Below are 17,491 nucleotides of genomic sequence, written 5' to 3' on the forward strand. Positions count from 1 at the left end.
GGCTTAGAAGTCCAACAGTTGAGAGTCATGGCAATCAGAACTGGGAGCGATCAATGGAACTGCGTCAGATGGAGTACGTCGTCGCGCTGGCGGATGAGCGGCACTTCACCCGCGCCGCCGAGCTGTCCGGCGTCTCGCAGTCAGGGCTCTCCGCCGCCGTCCGGAGCCTGGAGAACGAGCTGGGTGCGGTGCTGTTCGACCGGACGACTCGCCGCGTCGAGCCGACCGTCGCCGGGCGCGCGATGATCCCGCACGCCCGCGCGATGCTGGAGGAGGCGGCCCGCGCGCGCGACGCCGTGGTGCAGTCGAGTCAGTCGGTCTCGGGGGCCCTGCGCGTGGGGGCGGAGCAGTGCCTCGGGATCGTGGATGCCGCGGCGCTCCTCGAGCGGTTCCACCGCCGCTACCCGCTGGTCGAGACGGAGTTCGTGCAGGCGGGCTCGCATCAGCTCCTCGATTCGATGCGCGCCGGCGAGCTCGACGTCGCGTTCGTCGCTGCCCACCGCCACCTCGGAGCGCTGCGCCGGCAGATCCTCGGGCAGGAGCCGCTCGTCCTGCTCGTCCATCCGGACCATCCGCTCGCCGGTGCGGGAAGCGTGGACTGGGAGAGCCTCGACAACGAGACGTTCGTGGACTTCGGCACCTCGTGGGGAGTGCGAGCCATGAACGACGAGACGTTCACGGCGAAGGGCCTCAACCGTCGCGTGCGGTGCAGCGTGAGCGACGTGCACACGCTGCTCGGACTCGTCGGGCGGGGGATGGGGATCGCGGTCGTCCCGCAGCACGTCGCCGCCAAGCCTCAGGCGGTGGGGCTCTCACGCCTCACCCTGAAGAACAGCGCGTCGGCGGAGTGGACCGTCAGCGCCGTGACCGCGACGCAGGAGTCGACCAGCGTGCCGGCCGTGCTGCTCCTCGAACTGCTCCAGGACATCGAGCCACGTCGGGACGTGGTCACCGCGGCCTGACGCGCGACGTCGCTACCCGTCCGTCTCGACGGTCGGGCCGCTGCCCGTCAGCGCGTACTCGGAACCGTCGGAACGGCGCTCGACGAGCTGATAGTCCACCAGGTAGCGGCGGAGCACGGCGACGTCGTCCGAGTAGGGGAGCAGCCGGCTGTTGACCTCGCGCTCGGTGAGCACCTCGTCGGTGTCGAAGACGCCGCGCGCGACCCACGCGAGGAGCTCGCCCCGCTCCTCGAGGTTCGCCGGGTACTGCCTGATCCGCCCGTCGTCGACGAAGCGCTCGATTCCGTCCCGTCGCGGAACCGGTGCGGACTCGAGGATCGCGCGGAAGGCGTCCGGCGCGAGCGCTCGGGTGGCGGGGTCGACCAGACCACTCCGCAGCACGGCCTCGGTCGCACGCCGGCGTCTCGACGGGGAGAGCCCGTCCGTCGCGGTCTCCAGGTCGGCTCCCAGCATCACCCGGGCGGCGATGCGTCGGGTCTCCGGATTCGCGAGGATCGCGATCAGCGGTCGCCAGCGGTTCGAGTGCTCCATCTGCGTCTCCCCTCCTTCGGTCCAGGCTACGTCCGTGACACCGGGGCCCTCCATCCGCCACACTGGGTCCCATGGGATCAGCGTTGACCACCATCGGACTGCCCGTCGCTCTGGGCATCATCATGCTGGGCCTCGGGCTCAGCCTCACCCTCGCCGACTTCGCGCGGGTGCTGAAGCAGCCGAAGGCGGTGATCATCGCCCTCCTCTGTCAGCTCATCCTGCTGCCGGCCATCTGCTTCGGCCTGGTGCTCGCGTTCCAGCTTCCGCCGGTACTGGCTGTCGGCATGATGATGCTCGCGGCCTCCCCGGGCGGCACCACCGCGAATCTGTACAGTCACCTGTTCCGCGGCGACATCGCCCTCAACATCTCCCTGACCGCGGTGAACTCGGTGATCGCCGTGATCACCCTGCCGATCATCACCAACTTCGCGATCGCCTACTTCGAGCCGTTCGACGATCGACTGGGCCTGCAGTGGTCCAAGGCGCTCGAGGTCTTCGCGATCGTGCTGCTCCCGGTGGCGCTCGGCATGCTCGTGCGCCGCTTCTGGCCGGCCTTCGCGGCGGGCATGGACAAGCCGGTCCGGATCGCCTCGGTCGTGATCCTGGTCGTCGTGATCGCGGGTGCGGTCGCCTCGAACTGGAGTCTCCTGGTCGCGAACTTCACGCAGCTGGCGCTGATCACCGTGCTCTTCTGCCTGATCAGCCTCGCTGTCGGCTTCCTCGTTCCGCGGATGCTCCGGGTGGGGAAGCGCCAGTCGATCGCGACCTCGTTCGAGATCGGCATCCACAACGCCACGCTCGCGATCGTCATCGCGCAGTCCGTCCTCGGGTCCGTGGAGTTGAGCCTCCCCGCAGCCGTCTACGGCGTCCTGATGTTCTTCATCGCGTTCGGCTTCGGCTTCCTGATCCGGGACCGGTCCGTGGGGGAGGCCGCGGAGGTTCCCGCGTCCGCATCGGGCTCGGCTTCATAGACTGGAGCGATGCGACCGCTCACCGAAGCCGACGTCCGGGCATCGTTCGTCAATGCGGATGCCGACGAGCTGCACGTCATGGAGATGCCCCACGACTTCCTTCTCGTCGACTGGGACTACCTCGACTTCTTCGCCTGGCAGGACCCGGGCGCGAGCCGCCGCGGCTACGTGCTGATCCAGCAGGAGGACCGCGTGGCCGGCATCGTCCTGCGTGCCACGGAGCCCGGCCGCGGGCGCTCGGGGCTGTGCGACATCTGTCACACCATGCAGCCGGGCAACCAGATCGCGCTCTTCTCCGCGCGCCGCGCCGGAGAGGCGGGACGCCGCGGCGACTCGTTCGGGGCGTACATGTGCGCGGACCTCTCCTGCCACGAGAACGTGCGCCTGGCTCACCCGCTCGCCCCGAACGAGGTCCGGGCGCCGGGGCAGGCCGACCTCCGCCTCGACGGCACGCGACGCCGGATGGAAGGGTTCGTCGCGCGCGTGTGGGACGGCTCCTGATCGCGGTTACGCTGGACCCACACGTCCTGCGCTCGAAGGAGAAGCCATGAGTGATGCCATCCTGTTCGCCGTCGAAGAGGGGATGGCGCGGCTCACGCTGAACCGTCCGGCCCGTCTCAACGCGTTCAACGCCGACCTCGCCCATGCCTGGAAGGATGCGACCGCCGAGGCGACCTCGCGGCCCGATGTGAAGGCGATCCTCCTCGACGCATCGGGTCCCGCGTTCTGCGCGGGCGGCGACGTCATCGACATGGCGACGACCATGGGCGCATCCGGATCGGAGATCACCGCGCTCGCCGAGGTGATCAACTCCGGCATCCGATCGCTGACCGAATCCGCGATCCCGGTGGTCGCCGCGGCGCACGGGACGACGGCGGGTGGCGGACTCGGCATCCTGCTGTGCAGCGACTACGCCGTGGTCGGGTCGCGCTCCAAGCTGGGCAGCCTGTACGCCAACATCGGCCTGACCCCCGACCTCTCGGTCTCGGCGCAGCTCGCGCGTGCGGTCGGTCAGCGCCGCGCGCTCCAGCTGGTGCTGCAGGACCGTCTGCTGTCGTCGGCGGAGGCTGTCGAGTGGGGCCTCGTGGCCGAGGCCGTCGAGGGCGAGGATTCCGCCGCGGAGGCCGCACTCGTGAAGGCGCGCGGCGAGGAGATCGCCCGCTTCTGGCTCGCGGGAGCTGCCGACGCCTACGGACAGGCGAAGCGCCTGGTGCGTGCGCAGCCGGAACGCACCTTCGTCGAGCAGCTGAGTGAGGAGGCGCGCTCGATCGGCGCGGCTCTGGAGACCCCGGATGCTCAGGCCCGGGTCGCGGCCTTCGCCGCAGCCTCCGCCAAGAAGGCCGGCTGACCTCTCCTGCCTCTTCGACGGGAGCGCGGCGACTTTCCCCACACCGGGCGACAGCCGTCGGATCGTCCGGCACGCGTGGCAGTATGAAGGCATCGCCGCTCGACGAGAGGATCGCCATGTCCCAGCCGGACATCACCACGCAGCAGCCGCAGGGTGAGAAGAAGAACATGTCGCTGCTGATCCGAGGTTCCCTCTGGATCGCCATCGGCGCCCTGATCGCCGCGGCGCTCGTGTGCGTCATCTGGGTGCTGATCGGGGACCAGGACGGCCTGATCGGACGGGCCTTCCTCACCATCCTGCTGCTGGCGGCCTTCGCCGGGATCGCGATCCTGGAGGCCGGCCTGGCGCCCAACCGCCCCGACTGGCTGCAGCTGGCGAGCATGGTGAGCTGGATCGTCGCGCTGCTCGTCGGCGCAGTGAAGATCTGGCTGCCGGAAGACGGCTACTACTTCGGAGCCGAGCGCTTCTTCCAGCTCCTGCTCGTGATCGGCATCCTGCAGCTCGCACTCCTGCACGTGCGACTGTTCACGCCGGCCGCACAGCGGTACGTCACCACGTTCACGCGCGTGATCTACATCGTGACGATCACGTTCCTGGCCGCCCTCGTCGGCATGCTCGTGTTCTTCCTCGCCTTCCCGAACACCTTCCACTACGGCGAGCTGTACTGGCGCATCGTGGTCGCGCTCACGATCCTCGTCGCTGTCGGCACCACGCTCATCCCGTTGCTCAACGCCCTGTTCGCTCCGAAGAAGAAGGAGCCCCGGGCGCCTGCCGCCGCGGCTGCTCCCTCGTGGCCGACGTACGCCGACGGGATCAGCCCGCTGCCCGCGCTGCACGACGGGTCGCCGGATTGGAACGCGTACTACACCGGGTACCCCACGGTCACTCCGCCCCCGCAGGCGCTCGCACAGGCACCGGCCTCGTCGTTCCCGATCGCGCCGCAGCCGATCGCGCCGCAGCCCGCCGCGCCGCAGTCGTTCGCGCCCCCGGTCGTTCCCGTCGAGCCTCCGGTGGCGTCGACCGGTCCGCAGCCGCCGGCGCCGCAACAGGGAGAGCCGCCCGCATTCCCGCCGCCCCCGCCCGCGCCGCAGCAGCCGACACCGTGAGCCTCGCGCTCGAGCTGGGCGAACTCGCGGCCGAGATCGCCCGCGAGGCGGGGGAGCTCGCACGCACGAGGCGGCAGGAGGGAGTGCGCCTCGCGGCGACCAAGTCGAGCCTCGCCGACATCGTGACGGAGGCCGACCGTGAGGTCGAGGCGCTCATCCGCGAGCGACTGCGCGCCTCGCGTGCCGACGACGGATTCCTCGGGGAGGAGTCGGGTGCCGAGGGCGGTGCCAGCGGGATCACCTGGGTCGTCGATCCCATCGACGGCACCGTGAACTACGCGTACGGGATCCCCGCATACAACGTGAGCATCGCCGCTGTCCGAGGCGAACCGGATCCCGAGTCCTGGGAGGCGCTCGCCGCCGCGGTCAACGCGCCCGCACTCGGCGAGATCTTCACCGCGGCCCGAGGACACGGGGCGTGGTCGGACGGCATCCGCCTCGCGGTCACCGAGGAGACGCCGGCCGGGGCGCTCCTCGCGACCGGCTTCGGGTACGACCCCGCCACGCACGACGGCGACCTGGCGACGGTGGGGCGCGTCATGCCGATGGCCCGCGATCTGCGGCGGATGGGCTCTGCCGCGCTCGATCTGGCGTACGTCGCCGCGGGGCGACTCGACGGCTACTTCGAACGCGGACTGAAGCCGTGGGATCACGCGGCGGGAGCGCTCCTGGTCGCCGAAGCGGGCGGCATCGTCTCGAGGATCGACGTCGATTCCCCGCGTCCCATGCTGATCGCCGGGGGGCCCGACGTCCACGCTCGACTGCGCGTGATCCTCGATGCAAAACACTGACCGATCCATGGCATTCCCAGGCTGATCAGGGTAGGGTTTTACGCGATCGTCACTTTCCCCACCCGAAGGTGGAAGGTGAGTTTGCGCCCCCGAGCTTGACGCACGACCGAGAGAAACGCTTTGCCCTTCGAGAATCCCCAGGCTGCCTCTGCGCCCACGCGCCGGTCCAGCCGACTCCGCATCGCGGCCTCCGAGGCCCCCGCGGCGGGAACGACGGCACCCATCTCCGCCGCTGAGTCCGCTCTGGCCCTCGCCGCGGTCGCACCTCTTTCCCGACGTGCTGCTCGCGAGCGGAAGGCTTCCGACGCCCCCGTCGTCGAGGCGCCGCTCGTGCCCTTCATCGCTGAGAGCCCGGCGCCGGTCGTCACCGACGTCCCGGCCGTGCCGGTCGCCACCGAGACCGACGTCGTCGAGGAACTCATCGAGGTCGCAGCGGCCACGGAGGTCCCCGCCGTCTCGGACGTATCCGACTTCCACGACATCACCGAGCCCGTCGATGCTGCGGCATCGTCCGACGCGCCCGCACGAGATCTTCCGGCCGACGACGACGTCGATGCCTTCGAGCGCGCCTCCCGCGCCTTCCGCGACACGGGATCGGTCTCGACCGTCTCCGCTTTCGTGCGGACGGCCCCGGCCGCCGAGTCCGTCGAGGTCGACGCGCCCACGCACGTCGCTCCCCGTCGTCGCCGCAACATCCGCAAGATCGTGGCCGTAGGTGCGACCGTCGGCGTGATGAGCCTCGCCGGCCTCCTCGCGGTGTCCATGACGCTTCCCGCCGAGGCTGTGGCCGCGGTCCAGGGCGGCAAGGCAGCCTCCGCGATGTCGCTGGTCACCGCCGGTGCAGCCGACGCCAAGGGGACGGCCGCCGACGAGATCCAGGCCTTCGTCGCACCCTCCGGCGTCGAGAACGAGTCCCTCGCCCGTGCCGACGACTTCAGCACCGTGTCGCTGGTCGAGGTCGCCGCCGAGCAGGGCATCAACTACTCGGGGGAGATCTTCACGAACGACCCCGAGGCCGCGATCCAGTGGCCGTTCCTCGTCGGCGTCGGCATGAGCTACGGGTACGGCATGCGCAGCGGTCGTCTGCACGAGGGCATCGACTTCGTCCCCGGTAACGGCGCACCCGTCCAGGCCATCGCCGACGGAACCGTGCGCATCGCCACCGAGCAGGGCGGCGCCTACGGCGTCACCGTGTACATCGATCACGTCATCGACGGTTCGGTCATCACGAGCCACTACTCGCACATGCAGTACGGTTCGCTGCAGGTCAAGGCCGGCGACACCGTCAAGGTCGGAACCATCGTCGGAAAGACCGGAAACACGGGTCGTTCCTACGGTGCGCACATGCACTTCGAGCTCATCGTCAACGGATCGACCATCGACCCGATGCCGTGGCTCAAGGAGAACGCCGGTCGCACGTCGTACTGATCGGCTCGATTTCATGAGGACGCCACAGTGATGGTATTCTCGTACGGTTGCCCCGCGAGGGGCAGCACGCCCCGATAGCTCAGTGGCAGAGCACTTCCATGGTAAGGAAGGGGTCGTCAGTTCAATCCTGACTCGGGGCTCGCAGCATTCTTCTCACGCGGACGGATGCCTCGCGGCAGGGTAGCTCAGCTGGTTAGAGCGCACGACTCATAATCGTGAGGTCGCGGGTTCAAGCCCCGCTCCTGCTACAGATGAAAACCCCCGGACCTCCGGGGGTTTTGTCGTATCCGGGAGTCGTGCGGCTCCGGGCAGGGCGAGCTCGCCGATGGCGCTGGGACGCCGCGTCAGTCGACGACGCGCATGAGCCGGTCGCGGGACCGTTCGATGTGGGCGCGCATCGTCGCGGACGCCTCGTCGGGGTCGCCGGCGGTGATGGCGCGGACGATCGCCTCGTGCTCGTCGACGGTATCGGCGACATACGCGCCGGTGTAGGCCAGGCGGAACGTGTGCAGGTGGCAGTGGGTGCGGGCGTACGCCTGGCGGACCGTCTCGTTCTGCGCCGAGCGGAACACCAGGTCGTGCAGTCGCACGTCGTGCCGGGAGAGCAGACGGTAGGCGTCCGCTTCCCCGATCGCGGATCGGCCGGCCTCGACCTCCTGGGCGAGGTCGTCGACGTCGGTCGCGGATCGGCGGGCGGCGGCGCTGGCCGCGCTGCCCGGTTCGAGTAGGAGACGCAGTTCGAACAACTCCGTCAGCCGCGTGCGATCGAGGAGGTCCGTCGTGCGGTATCCGCGGAGGGGGAGCTTCTCGACGAGCCCATCGGACTCCAGGCGGGCGAGCGCTTCGCGCACCGGCGTCGGCGACACCTCGAACTGCCGCGCGAGTTCGCCGGCATTGATGCGGGCGTCCGGCGGGAACGTACCGTCGAGGATCGACTGCTGAAGCGCCCCGTACACCTCGTCGCCCAGCATCATGCGCGCGCCGGGGGAGAAGGAGGGCAGTTGACCGAGTGTAGACATCCGACCTTTCCCTTGACAGACTCGCTGAGTCCCGCAATCATATCCTTTGAAAGATCAAATACGATATTTCAAAACTTCTCCCTGGAGGCTCAAAGATGCGCATCAGAAAGAACGTGCGGCTCGGCGCCGTCGTCGCGGCCGCCGCCGCTCTCACCCTCGCGCTCGGCGCGTGTACCCCGCAGAACGCCGAGCCCGGCGCCGGCGGCGAATCCGACGGCGGTGACCTCTCCTCGGTCCGCGTCGCCCTCGTCCCCGGCGGTGCGCACCCGTACTTCCAGCCGTGGATCGCGGCGGGGGAGAAGGCCGCGAAGGACTTCGGCCTCGGCGAGGTCACCTTCAACGAGACCTCCGAGTGGGATCAGACCAAGCAGAACGACGTGATCAACTCCCTCGTCGCCAACGGCTACAACGCCTTCGGCATCTTCGGCGTCTCCCCGACGGACATCAACTCCACCTTCAAGAAGCTCACCGATGCCGGCGTCGCGGTCGGATCGATCGCCTCCTGCCCGGCCGGTGACGAGAACCTCGCCGCGTTCTGCCTCTCCACCGACACCGAGGAGGCCGCGTACCAGGCCGCCGCCGCGGCGATCGAGGCGATCGGCGGCAAGGGCACGATCGTCCACATGACCGGCAACAACGTCGACTCGAACACGCAGCGCCGCATCGAGGGCGTCAAGCGGGCGATCGACGAGACCGACGGCGCCGTCACCCTGCTGCAGACGATCACCGACGTCGACACCGACCTGGCCACCGCGCAGAAGGCCGCCTCGGATCTCCTGGCTGCCAGCGGCTCGGAGATCAGCGCGATCGTCACGACCGCGTACAACCCGGCGGTCGCGAGCGCCGAGGCCATCGCGGAATCCGGCCTCGACATCCAGCTCATCGCGATCGACGACGACCCGACCATCCTCGACGGCATCCGCGACGGCTCGATCTACGGCACCGTCGCCCAGAACCCGACCGGACAGGCCTACGTGGGCAGCTGGGTGCTCGGCCAGCTCGCGAGCGGCGCCTGCGAGATGGCGGACCCCGGCGTGATCGTCGACTCCGGATCGTTCGTCGTCACCAAGGACAACGTCGAGACCTACGGCGACGAGCAGAGCGCCTTCGCCGACAAGGTGAAGAAGCAGTTCGAAGACGAACTGCTCACCTGCAAGTGATCTGACCCCCACCCAGGAGATGTACCCGATGGCCAGTACGATCACCGATGCTCGCGCGTTCCTCGTGGACGTCGCCGTGGAGACCGAACGCACGGATGCCGTGCAGAGCTTCGTGTCCCAGGAGACGATCTTCGTCGAGCTCACCACGAGCGATGGCCTGCACGGCCTCGGATACTCCTACACGATCGGGACAGGGGGTCGCGCGGTGCTCTCGATGCTGCGCGACCACCTGCTCCCGATCCTGGTCGGGCAGGAGGCCGACCGCATCGAAGCGGTCTGGTTCCGCCTGTTCGCCTCGACCCGCGCCACGACGACCGGCGCCATCACCTCGCTGGCCCTCGCGGCCGTCGACACGGCGCTGTGGGACATCGCCTCCCGCCGTGCCGGTCTGCCGCTCTGGCGCCTCGCCGGCGGCTTCCGTCGCGACATCCCCCTCTACGACACGGAGGGCGGCTGGCTGCACCTGAGCACCGACGACCTGGTGGCGGGTGCCCTCGCCTCGAAGGATGCGGGGCTCAAGGGCGTCAAGGTGAAGATCGGGAAACCGAGCGGCCAGGAGGACCGTGAACGGCTGACCGCGGTCCGCGAGGCCGTCGGCTCGCACTTCGACATCATGGTCGACGCCAACCAGTCGATGACCGGTGCCGAGGCGATCCGCCGCGCCCGCCTGTTCGACGGCCTCGACCTCGGCTGGATCGAGGAGCCGCTGCCCGCGGACGACATCGAGGGCCACGCGCGGCTCGTCGCCTCCACCTCCACGCCCATCGCGGTCGGCGAATCGATGTACTCGATCGCGCAGTTCCGCGAGTACCTCGACCGCGGGGCCGCGGGGATCGTCCAGGTCGACGTCGCCCGCATCGGCGGCATCACGCCCTGGCTCAAGGTCGCGCACCTCGCGGAGTCGTTCAACGTGCACGTGTGCCCGCATTTCCTGATGGAGCTGCACGTGAGTCTCGTCGCCGCTGTGCCGAACGGCCGCTACGTCGAGCACATCCCGCAGCTGCGCGCGATCACCCGCACCGGGATGGCCATCGAGGATGGTCGTGCCCTCGCCCCCGAGACCCTCGGGCTCGGCATCGACTGGGACCGCGACGCCATGGACGACAGGATCGTCCTCTGATGTCCCGTCTGCGTCACGCCGCCCGCGCCGAGATCCGCTCGCCCCGCGCGCTCCTCGTCATCCTCATCGTCGTCCTGGTCACGACCCTCGCGATCCTCAAGCCGGCTTTCCTCAACGGGCCCTTCGTCATCGCGCCGCTGCTCACGACGATCGCGATCTTCACCGTGGTCGGCCTCGCCCAGATGGTGGTGCTCTCGATCGGGCACATGAACCTCGCCGTCGGGCAGCTCGCCGGGGTGGGCGCTCTCGTCATGGGGGCGGCCTTCGAGAACCTCGGGATGCCGCTCCTCGTCGGCCTCGCCCTCGGCGTCCTCGCCAGCACGGCACTCGGTGCCCTCGCGGGGTGGATCATCGCCAAGACCGGGGTCAACTCCTTCATCGTCACCCTGGCCATGAGCTTCACGCTCCTCGGATTGATCCCCACGCTGTACAAGTCGTGGAGCACGGGCCAGGCCTTCACCGTCTCACCCGCGGGTTTCGAGACCATCGGCCGCGGCACCTTCGCCGACGTGTGCATGTTCGGCTACTGCGGATCGAACGCGGTTCCGCTCATGGTGCTCCCGGCCCTCGGATGCATGGCCGTCATCTGGTACTTCTACACCTGCACACGCAGCGGACGCGAGGTCCTGATGACCGGCAGCAGCGTGAAGGCGGCCGAGCTCTCCGGTATCCCGACCGCACGCCGGACCATCCTCGCCCACGCGCTGTCCGGGCTGCTCGCCGCGATCGCCGGGTTCCTCCTGGCCGCGAGCACGGGCTCGTTCACCCCCGCGATCGGGAGCGAGTTCATGCTGTCGTCGTTCCTCGGACCGATCCTCGGCGGGACCCTTCTCGCCGGAGGACTCGTGTCGATCGTGGGCACCGCGCTCGGGATCACCCTGACCTCGGTCATCCGCAAGGGACTGGAGCTGTTCGGCGTCGGGCTCGAGACGCTCAACGTCCTGCTCGGCTGCATCCTCCTCGCGGCGCTCGCCACGGATCGTCTGCGGCTGGTCTTCGCCCGGCGCCGCCCGGCCAAGGCGACGGAGTCCGCAGCGACCCTCGCCGTCGAACTGGATGAGGCGGAGGCCCACCGATGAAACGCATCATCAGCGCGAACAACCTCCTGCTGGTCGGGATCGTCGTCGTCGGCGCAGTCATCCTGGGCCTGGCGACCTCCGGCCAGTTCTTCGGTCCGGTCTCGATGACGAGCTTCTTCCGGTTCGTCAGCGTGCCGATCCTCATCGGTCTGGCGCAGATGATCACCCTCTGCGTGGGTCAGCTCAACCTGGCGGTCGGTGCCATCGGCGGTGTGGCCGCGTGCTTCACCGGAGTGATCGTCACGTCCTGGGGCGTCCCGCCGTGGATCGGTGCGCTCGTCGCCGTGCTCACGGGCGCGGTGCTCGGCCTGGCGAACGGCCTGCTGGTCGTCGGCACCCGGATCAACGGCTTCATCGTGACCCTCGCGATGTCGCAGATCCTGATCGGCGTGCAGTACGCCCTCGTCGGCACCCGCACCATCGAGCGGAAGGCGTGGCCGGAGCTCGCCGCCTTCGGCCGGTCCGACATCCTGGGCATCCCGACCATCTTCCTGATGACGCTGGTGGTCGCGGTGATCGTCGCCCTCTACTTCGCGCAGACGGTGTCCGGACGCAAGCTCCTCGCCAGCGGCGGCAACGCCTCGGCCGCGCAGCTCGCGGGCATCTCGACCGACCGGGCGCTGATCGTCGCGCACACCCTCTCCGGACTCCTCTGCGGCGTCGCGGCGATGGTGAGCATCTCGTTCCTGCCCGGCGTGAACACCACGGTCGGCGGGGACTGGCTCCTGCCGAGCTTCGCGGCACCGATCATCGGCGGCGTCGCCCTCGCCGGCGGCACGGTGGCCGTGCTGGGCACGGTGCTCGCAGCGATGGTCGTGCGCCTCGTCGACGCGGCCAGCCCGATCTTCCGGTTCGATGCCGAGGTCGTGAACTTCGTGGTCGGCGCGGTCGTGTTGGGCACGGTGGCGCTCGGCAAGCTGCGCGAGGTGCAGGCGTCGCGGCATGCCAGCAGGATCAGATCGTTGCGCGCGGAAGCCGCACTGGCGGAGGTGAAGCGATGACCGTCGCACTCGAAGTCCGGAACCTGCGCAAGACGTTCCCCGGCGTCACCGCGCTCGCCGATGCGAACCTCACCCTGGAAGCGGGCTCCGTGCACGCGCTGATGGGCGAGAACGGCGCCGGGAAGTCCACGCTCATCAAGATCGTCACGGGGGTGCAGGGCGCTGACTCCGGCAGCCTGATCCTCGACGGCGAGGAGGTCTCGTTCGCGAATCCCCTGGAGGCCATGGCCGCCGGCATCGGCGTCGTGCACCAGGAGCGCAACGTCGTCCGCGAGTTCACGGTGGGGGAGAACATCGCCCTGTCCGCCGTGCCGAGACGCGCGGGCACCGTCGACTGGCGCCGGGTGTGGCGGGAGTCCCAGCGCTGCCTGGACATGCTCGACCTCGACATCGATCCGCGCACCCCCATGCGCGAGCTGTCGGCCGCCCAGATCCAGCTCGTCGAGATCGCGCGCGGCCTGTACCGGAGCGCGAAGGTGCTGCTCCTCGACGAACCGACCGCGTCTCTCAGCAACGACGAGGCCGAGCGGCTCTACAAGGTCGTCCACCAGCTGAGCGCCGAGGGCACCGCCATCGTGCTCGTGAGCCACAAGCTCGACGAGGTCTTCGCGCACTGCGACGCGATCACGGTGCTCCGCGACGGCAGCACCGTGATGCCCTCGCAGCCGATCGCGGACACGACGCACGACGAGGTGGTCGCCCGGATGGTCGGGCGCACGCTCGCCGACCTCGAGGTCGAGGAGCGCGAGGTCGACCGGACGGTCACCCCCGCACTCGAACTGACCGACGTGAGCACCGCCGCCGGGCATCGGCGCATCTCGCTCGCCGTCCACCCGGGGGAGGTGCTCGGCATGTACGGCCTCGTCGGCGCCGGTCGCACCGAGCTCGCCCGAGCCATCCTCGGGCTGGACCGCGTCATCGGGGGCGACGTGAGGGTCGAGGGGAACGCCGTGCGGATCCGCTCCGTGCGCGACGCGCTGCGGCGCTTCCGCATCGGCTACGTCACGGAGAACCGCAAGGAGGAGGGGGTCTTCCTCCTCCAGTCGATCACGCGCAACGTGGCCGTCACCGTGTGGTCCGAGATCTCCAAAGTGCTGGGCTTCGTGCCCGGCCGCGCGGAGCGGAGCGCGGTGCAGGCGCAGATCGAGGCCCTCGACATCAAGATCTCCTCGCAGGACCAGCTCGCCGGGCAGCTGTCCGGCGGCAACCAGCAGAAGGTCTCGCTGGCCAAGTGGCTCGCCGCCCGGACCAAGGTGCTGATCATCGATGAGCCCACCGTCGGGATCGACGTCCGCACCAAGCGCGCCTTCTACGAACTCATCTGGCGCCTCGCCGACGACGGGATGGCGATCCTGCTGATCTCCAGCGACCTCGCCGAGATGGTGACACTCGCTGACAGGATCGTCGTCATGGACCAGTTCATCGTGCGCGGCGTCGTGGAGAACACGCACGACTATCAGCCGATGAGCGCCGCAGTGATGAGCCACATCCACGGATCAGCGGTGGAGGCGTCATGATCCCCGTCCGGACGCACCGCGGTCTCGATCTCACCGTGCTCGGGATGGGATGCGCCCAGCTCGGCAACCTCGGCACCCGGATGACGGACGAGGAGGCGGAGGCGACGGTCCACGCGGCCTGGGACGCCGGCATCCGCTTCTTCGACACGGCTCCGCACTACGGGCTCGGGCTCTCGGAGCGGAGGCTCGGGCGCGCGCTCGCCGCGTATCCTCGGGACGAGTACGTGGTCTCCACGAAGGTCGGCCGTCTGCTCGTGCCGAGTCCGGAGACGGCTCACCAACGGGACACGGACAACCTCTTCGACGTGCCGTCCGACCACCGGCGCGTGTACGACCTCAGCCACGACGGTGTGCTGCGGTCGCTCGAGGCGAGCCTGGAGCGACTCGGACTCGATCGGATCGACGTCGTCTACATGCATGACCCCGACGACCATGCCGAGGCCGCGCGGACGACCGGCGCGCAGACGCTGTCGGCTCTCCGCGAAGAAGGCGTCATCCGCGGATTCGGTGCGGGGATGAACCAGGCGGGGATGCTCGCCGATCTCATCGAGCAGACCGACGTCGACATCGTGATGTGCGCCGGCCGGCTGACGCTGCTGGAGCAGGAGAGCAGCCGGCGGATGCTGAGGCTCGCCGGGGAGCGCGGCGTCGCGGTGGTCGCCGCAGCCGTGTACAACTCGGGGCTCCTCGCCCGTGACGCGGTGCCCGACCGGGTGACCTACGACTATGCCGACGCGCCGACGGAGATCCTGGAGCGGGCGCGCGAGATCGAACGCCTGTGCCGCGCGCACGGGACGACGCTCCCCGCCGCCGCCGTGCAGTATCCCCTGCGATTCCCGCCGGTGGTCTCGGCCGTCGTCGGGATGCGGGGACCGACGCAGGTCGCGGAGGCCGTCCAGCGGATGGCGGCGCCGATCCCGGACGAGCTGTGGGATGCCCTCGAGGAGTCCGGGTTCATCATCTCGCCGGATTCCGTCTGACCGAGCCCGAACCGCGAAGGAGAGCCATGCGCATCGCCCTGCACTCGATCATCGTCGAGGGCGCGGTCGACGATTACCGCTCGCACCACGCCCGCGTCCCCGACGGGCTCCGCGACCTGTTCGCCGACGCCGGCATCCGAGACTGGACCATCTGGCGCTCGGGCCGCGATCTGTTCCACCTCGTGGAGTGCGACGACTTCGATGCCGCGATGCGCATCGTCGACGCCTCCGCGATCAACGATGCCTGGCAGGCGGACATCGGTCGCTTCGTCGAGGGATTCCGCGGCCCGGACGGCGACGACGGCTTCACGCCCATCGGGCAGGTGTGGGCGCTCTCGGCGCAGCGCCGCGCCGAGCTCTGAGCGCGCCCCGCCGTCAGGGCTTCGCGTCCGGAGCCGCTCCGAGCGGTGCGGTGCTCTCCCGGGGACCGCGGAGCACGAACCACACGACCGCCAGCCCGAGGACGCCCGCGAGCAGGTACACCAGGTTGGCGATGGAGGCGATGCTGCTCGCGGTGCCGACCCCCGTGGCGAAGACCGAGAAGTCCCACACGCCGTGCAGCACCATCGCCCAGATCAGCGATCCGGTGACCCGACGCAGGATGTAGAACGCGGTTCCGCCGAGGAACGCCGCGCCGACCTGGCTCGCGGTGCCCGCGACGGGCGAGCCGAGCAGGATGTTGACGAAGTGCATCAGCGCGAACAGAGCCGATGTGAGGAACCACACCCAGACCTCGGAGAGCCGCGACCGCAGCGCCGTGAGCAGCAGTCCGCGGTGGACCAGCTCCTCCGTGAAGCCGACGAGGAGCAGGGCGAGGGACGCTCCGAGGAAGGCGCCGCTGTACGCGCTCCAGTCCGTCGCGGAGAGGTTCAGCGCGGCCGCGACGGCGATCAGGATCGGGACGAAGATCGGCCACTTGTGATGGCTGCGCTGCGCGTCGAAGAGCGCGGGGCGCCACCAGCCCAGCAGGCTCGTGGTGATCGCGAGGAGCACGGTCGCGACGATGAGTGAGAGTCCGGCCCCGAGGAAGAGGTTCTCGGCGGTGTCGCCCCAGTCGGCGTAGGGGATCCCGGTCGACTTCTGGATCGCGAACACCACGACGATGTACCCGACCCAGATGGCGAGTCCGATCCAGATGCGCGGTGTGACGCGGAGCGTGGTCTCGGTCATGCGGAGCGCGTCTCCGGGTAGGTCGGCTCGGTGTCGGCACCGGCGACGCGCCCGCGGATGAAGAAGATCATCACGAGGCCGGCCACGATCACGGCAATGTTCCCGAAGGCGGCGAACGGCGTGAGCGCGCCTGCGGACGGGTACGCGGTGAGCAGGAAGATGCTCGGGTCGGTGCTCGCGTGGAGCAGGATCGGCGCGAGGATCGTGCCCGTGACGCGGAGCGCGAGATACATCAGGATGCCGAACGCGAACGTGTACAGGAGCTGGATCATCGTCGGCAGCAGCTCCTGCCCGGAGAGCAGGTTGCCGGCGTGCAGGAGAGAGAAGAGCGCAGCGGAGACCAGCGCGACGGCGATCTCCCGGTGGCCCGCCTTGCGCATCAGGTTCACCACGAGACCGCGGGTGAGGACCTCTTCGGAGAACCCGATGAGGAGGCCGGTCAGCAGCCAGGTGAGGACCACATCGACGCCGACCTTGTCGTAGTCGATCGCCACGAACCGGAGGACGTTGAACAGCAGCACGACGACGATCGCGATCCACATCCACCCGCGGCCGCGGATGGGCTGCCGCCCGAAGACCTCGCGCCACCAGCCGACGGACAGGGTGAACGCCGCCAGCAGTGCCGCGCCGATGAGCTCGGGCAGGAGGTAGAACACCGCGACCCCGGCCGTGCCGTCCGGATCGGTGACCTGCACGGCCAGCGGGGTGAGCAGCAGCGAGAGCAGCTGGAACAGCGCGAAGTAGACCGCGGTGAGCAGGAGGGCCCGCCACCAGCCTCCCTGTTCCCAGAACCTCTTCCACAACGAGGGGGCGGTCGCGGGTGCGGACATGGGGGCTCCAGACGGATGGGGGACGGCCGACTGTTCGTCAGTTTGACGTATCCCGGCTCGTCACGTCCACCTCGGCGTCTCGGCGGGTCAGCGCGGCGCGGACCTGCCCCGGTCCGGATTCCGCGGTGGCGGACGATGCGGGATGGGGATCGGTCGGGTGGCGCGGGACGCGTCCTGGAACGTCTGCACCGCGCGGAGCACATCCTCGGCGGTGGAATAGCGCAGCGCCAGTGGGAGGTCGCGCCGCCAGAGGACCTCGACCTCGGTCGGCGCGTCCTCGAAGACCGTGCACACGATCCGGCGGTGGTCGCGCTCCGGGTAGTGCAGATCGTGGATCGCCCAGTCGGTCGTGCCGACCTGTACCAGCACGAACCTCTGGTCCGGGTCCTGCTCCATCATTCTCCTGACTGTCCCCAGCTTGAAGAATGCGCGATCACGCCGTGGAACGAGAGCCCCTTGACAGGAAGAGGCCCCCGCC

Annotated in this window: 18 protein-coding genes, 2 tRNA genes and 2 pseudogenes; 17 read left to right on the forward strand and 5 right to left on the reverse strand. The window is 69.3% G+C overall.

Annotated features, from left to right (window positions below):
• The first annotated feature begins 53 nt into the window (after positions 1-53).
• The gene (locus tag MME74_RS04240; RefSeq protein ID WP_267417466.1) at positions 54-962 is read left to right on the forward strand and encodes a LysR family transcriptional regulator; all 909 of its coding nucleotides are present in this window, start codon (positions 54-56) and stop codon (positions 960-962) included.
• Between the two features lie 12 nt (positions 963-974).
• On the opposite strand, the gene MME74_RS04245 is transcribed toward MME74_RS04240, so the two are convergent.
• A complete protein-coding gene (locus MME74_RS04245; RefSeq protein WP_267417467.1) occupies positions 975-1,493 on the reverse strand; it encodes a DUF2087 domain-containing protein in 519 nt (172 codons plus the stop codon).
• A gap of 71 nt (positions 1,494-1,564) precedes the next feature.
• On the opposite strand from MME74_RS04245, the gene MME74_RS04250 reads away from it, so the two are divergent.
• The 8 genes from MME74_RS04250 to MME74_RS04285 all read left to right on the forward strand — a co-directional run bounded on the left by MME74_RS04250 (position 1,565) and on the right by MME74_RS04285 (position 7,385).
• Positions 1,565-2,464, forward strand: a complete 900-nt coding sequence (locus MME74_RS04250) for a bile acid:sodium symporter family protein (protein WP_267417468.1) — start codon at positions 1,565-1,567, stop codon at positions 2,462-2,464.
• A gap of 9 nt (positions 2,465-2,473) precedes the next feature.
• A complete protein-coding gene (locus MME74_RS04255) occupies positions 2,474-2,965 on the forward strand; it encodes an FBP domain-containing protein (protein ID WP_267417469.1) in 492 nt (163 codons plus the stop codon).
• Between the two features lie 46 nt (positions 2,966-3,011).
• Positions 3,012-3,812 carry an enoyl-CoA hydratase/isomerase family protein gene (locus MME74_RS04260; RefSeq protein WP_267417470.1) on the forward strand — a complete coding sequence of 267 codons (801 nt, stop codon included), beginning with the start codon at positions 3,012-3,014 and terminating at the stop codon, positions 3,810-3,812.
• Between the two features lie 116 nt (positions 3,813-3,928).
• Positions 3,929-4,918 (forward strand): hypothetical protein, encoded by a 990-nt coding sequence (locus MME74_RS04265; RefSeq protein ID WP_267417471.1) that lies wholly within the window; start codon positions 3,929-3,931, stop codon positions 4,916-4,918.
• Positions 4,915-5,709, forward strand: coding sequence for an inositol monophosphatase family protein (locus MME74_RS04270; RefSeq protein WP_267417472.1), 795 nt, complete (start codon positions 4,915-4,917; stop codon positions 5,707-5,709). Before MME74_RS04265 ends, MME74_RS04270 begins: the two co-directional genes overlap by 4 nt.
• Positions 5,710-6,039: 330 nt before the next feature.
• Positions 6,040-7,137 carry a M23 family metallopeptidase gene (locus tag MME74_RS04275; RefSeq protein WP_267417473.1) on the forward strand — a complete coding sequence of 366 codons (1,098 nt, stop codon included), beginning with the start codon at positions 6,040-6,042 and terminating at the stop codon, positions 7,135-7,137.
• Positions 7,138-7,205: 68 nt separating this feature from the next.
• A tRNA-Thr gene (locus tag MME74_RS04280) sits at positions 7,206-7,277 on the forward strand.
• A 34-nt stretch (positions 7,278-7,311) separates the two neighbouring features.
• A tRNA-Met gene (locus tag MME74_RS04285) sits at positions 7,312-7,385 on the forward strand.
• Between the two features lie 96 nt (positions 7,386-7,481).
• On the opposite strand, the gene MME74_RS04290 is transcribed toward MME74_RS04285, so the two are convergent.
• Entirely contained in the window at positions 7,482-8,156 is a 675-nt protein-coding gene (locus MME74_RS04290) for a GntR family transcriptional regulator (protein ID WP_267417474.1), read from the reverse strand.
• A gap of 95 nt (positions 8,157-8,251) precedes the next feature.
• On the opposite strand from MME74_RS04290, the gene MME74_RS04295 reads away from it, so the two are divergent.
• The 8 genes and pseudogenes from MME74_RS04295 (at position 8,252) to MME74_RS04325 (ending at position 15,375) form a co-directional block, all read left to right on the forward strand.
• A complete protein-coding gene (locus MME74_RS04295) occupies positions 8,252-9,316 on the forward strand; it encodes a sugar ABC transporter substrate-binding protein (RefSeq protein ID WP_267417475.1) in 1,065 nt (354 codons plus the stop codon).
• Between the two features lie 28 nt (positions 9,317-9,344).
• Complete coding sequence (locus tag MME74_RS04300; protein WP_267417476.1) at positions 9,345-10,436, forward strand: mandelate racemase/muconate lactonizing enzyme family protein; 1,092 nt, start codon at positions 9,345-9,347, stop codon at positions 10,434-10,436.
• Positions 10,436-11,515: an ABC transporter permease gene (locus MME74_RS04305; protein WP_267417477.1), complete on the forward strand. Its 1,080-nt coding sequence runs from the start codon at positions 10,436-10,438 to the stop codon at positions 11,513-11,515. Before MME74_RS04300 ends, MME74_RS04305 begins: the two co-directional genes overlap by 1 nt.
• Entirely contained in the window at positions 11,512-12,516 is a 1,005-nt protein-coding gene (locus tag MME74_RS04310; RefSeq protein WP_267417479.1) for an ABC transporter permease, read from the forward strand. Before MME74_RS04305 ends, MME74_RS04310 begins: the two co-directional genes overlap by 4 nt.
• Positions 12,513-13,007: pseudogene (locus MME74_RS18360) on the forward strand (ATP-binding cassette domain-containing protein); the annotation flags it as partial. The gene MME74_RS04310 and the pseudogene MME74_RS18360, both read left to right, overlap by 4 nt.
• Positions 13,008-13,340: 333 nt before the next feature.
• Positions 13,341-14,033, forward strand: a pseudogene (locus MME74_RS18365) (ATP-binding cassette domain-containing protein); the annotation flags it as partial.
• Positions 14,030-15,013, forward strand: coding sequence for an aldo/keto reductase (locus MME74_RS04320; RefSeq protein WP_267417481.1), 984 nt, complete (start codon positions 14,030-14,032; stop codon positions 15,011-15,013). The pseudogene MME74_RS18365 and the gene MME74_RS04320, both read left to right, overlap by 4 nt.
• 26 nt (positions 15,014-15,039) lie before the next feature.
• The gene (locus tag MME74_RS04325; protein WP_267417482.1) at positions 15,040-15,375 is read left to right on the forward strand and encodes an L-rhamnose mutarotase; all 336 of its coding nucleotides are present in this window, start codon (positions 15,040-15,042) and stop codon (positions 15,373-15,375) included.
• Between the two features lie 13 nt (positions 15,376-15,388).
• On the opposite strand, the gene MME74_RS04330 is transcribed toward MME74_RS04325, so the two are convergent.
• The 3 genes from MME74_RS04330 to MME74_RS04340 all read right to left on the reverse strand — a co-directional run bounded on the left by MME74_RS04330 (position 15,389) and on the right by MME74_RS04340 (position 17,412).
• Positions 15,389-16,183: a CPBP family intramembrane glutamic endopeptidase gene (locus MME74_RS04330; protein WP_267417484.1), complete on the reverse strand. Its 795-nt coding sequence runs from the start codon at positions 16,181-16,183 to the stop codon at positions 15,389-15,391.
• Complete coding sequence (locus tag MME74_RS04335; protein ID WP_267417486.1) at positions 16,180-17,013, reverse strand: CPBP family intramembrane glutamic endopeptidase; 834 nt, start codon at positions 17,011-17,013, stop codon at positions 16,180-16,182. The genes MME74_RS04330 and MME74_RS04335 overlap by 4 nt, the downstream gene beginning before the upstream one ends.
• Positions 17,014-17,100: 87 nt before the next feature.
• Positions 17,101-17,412: a hypothetical protein gene (locus MME74_RS04340; protein WP_267417487.1), complete on the reverse strand. Its 312-nt coding sequence runs from the start codon at positions 17,410-17,412 to the stop codon at positions 17,101-17,103.
• Positions 17,413-17,491 lie beyond the last annotated feature (79 nt).

Source organism: Microbacterium oxydans, from assembly GCF_026559675.1.
GTDB lineage: Bacteria > Actinomycetota > Actinomycetes > Actinomycetales > Microbacteriaceae > Microbacterium > Microbacterium oxydans_D.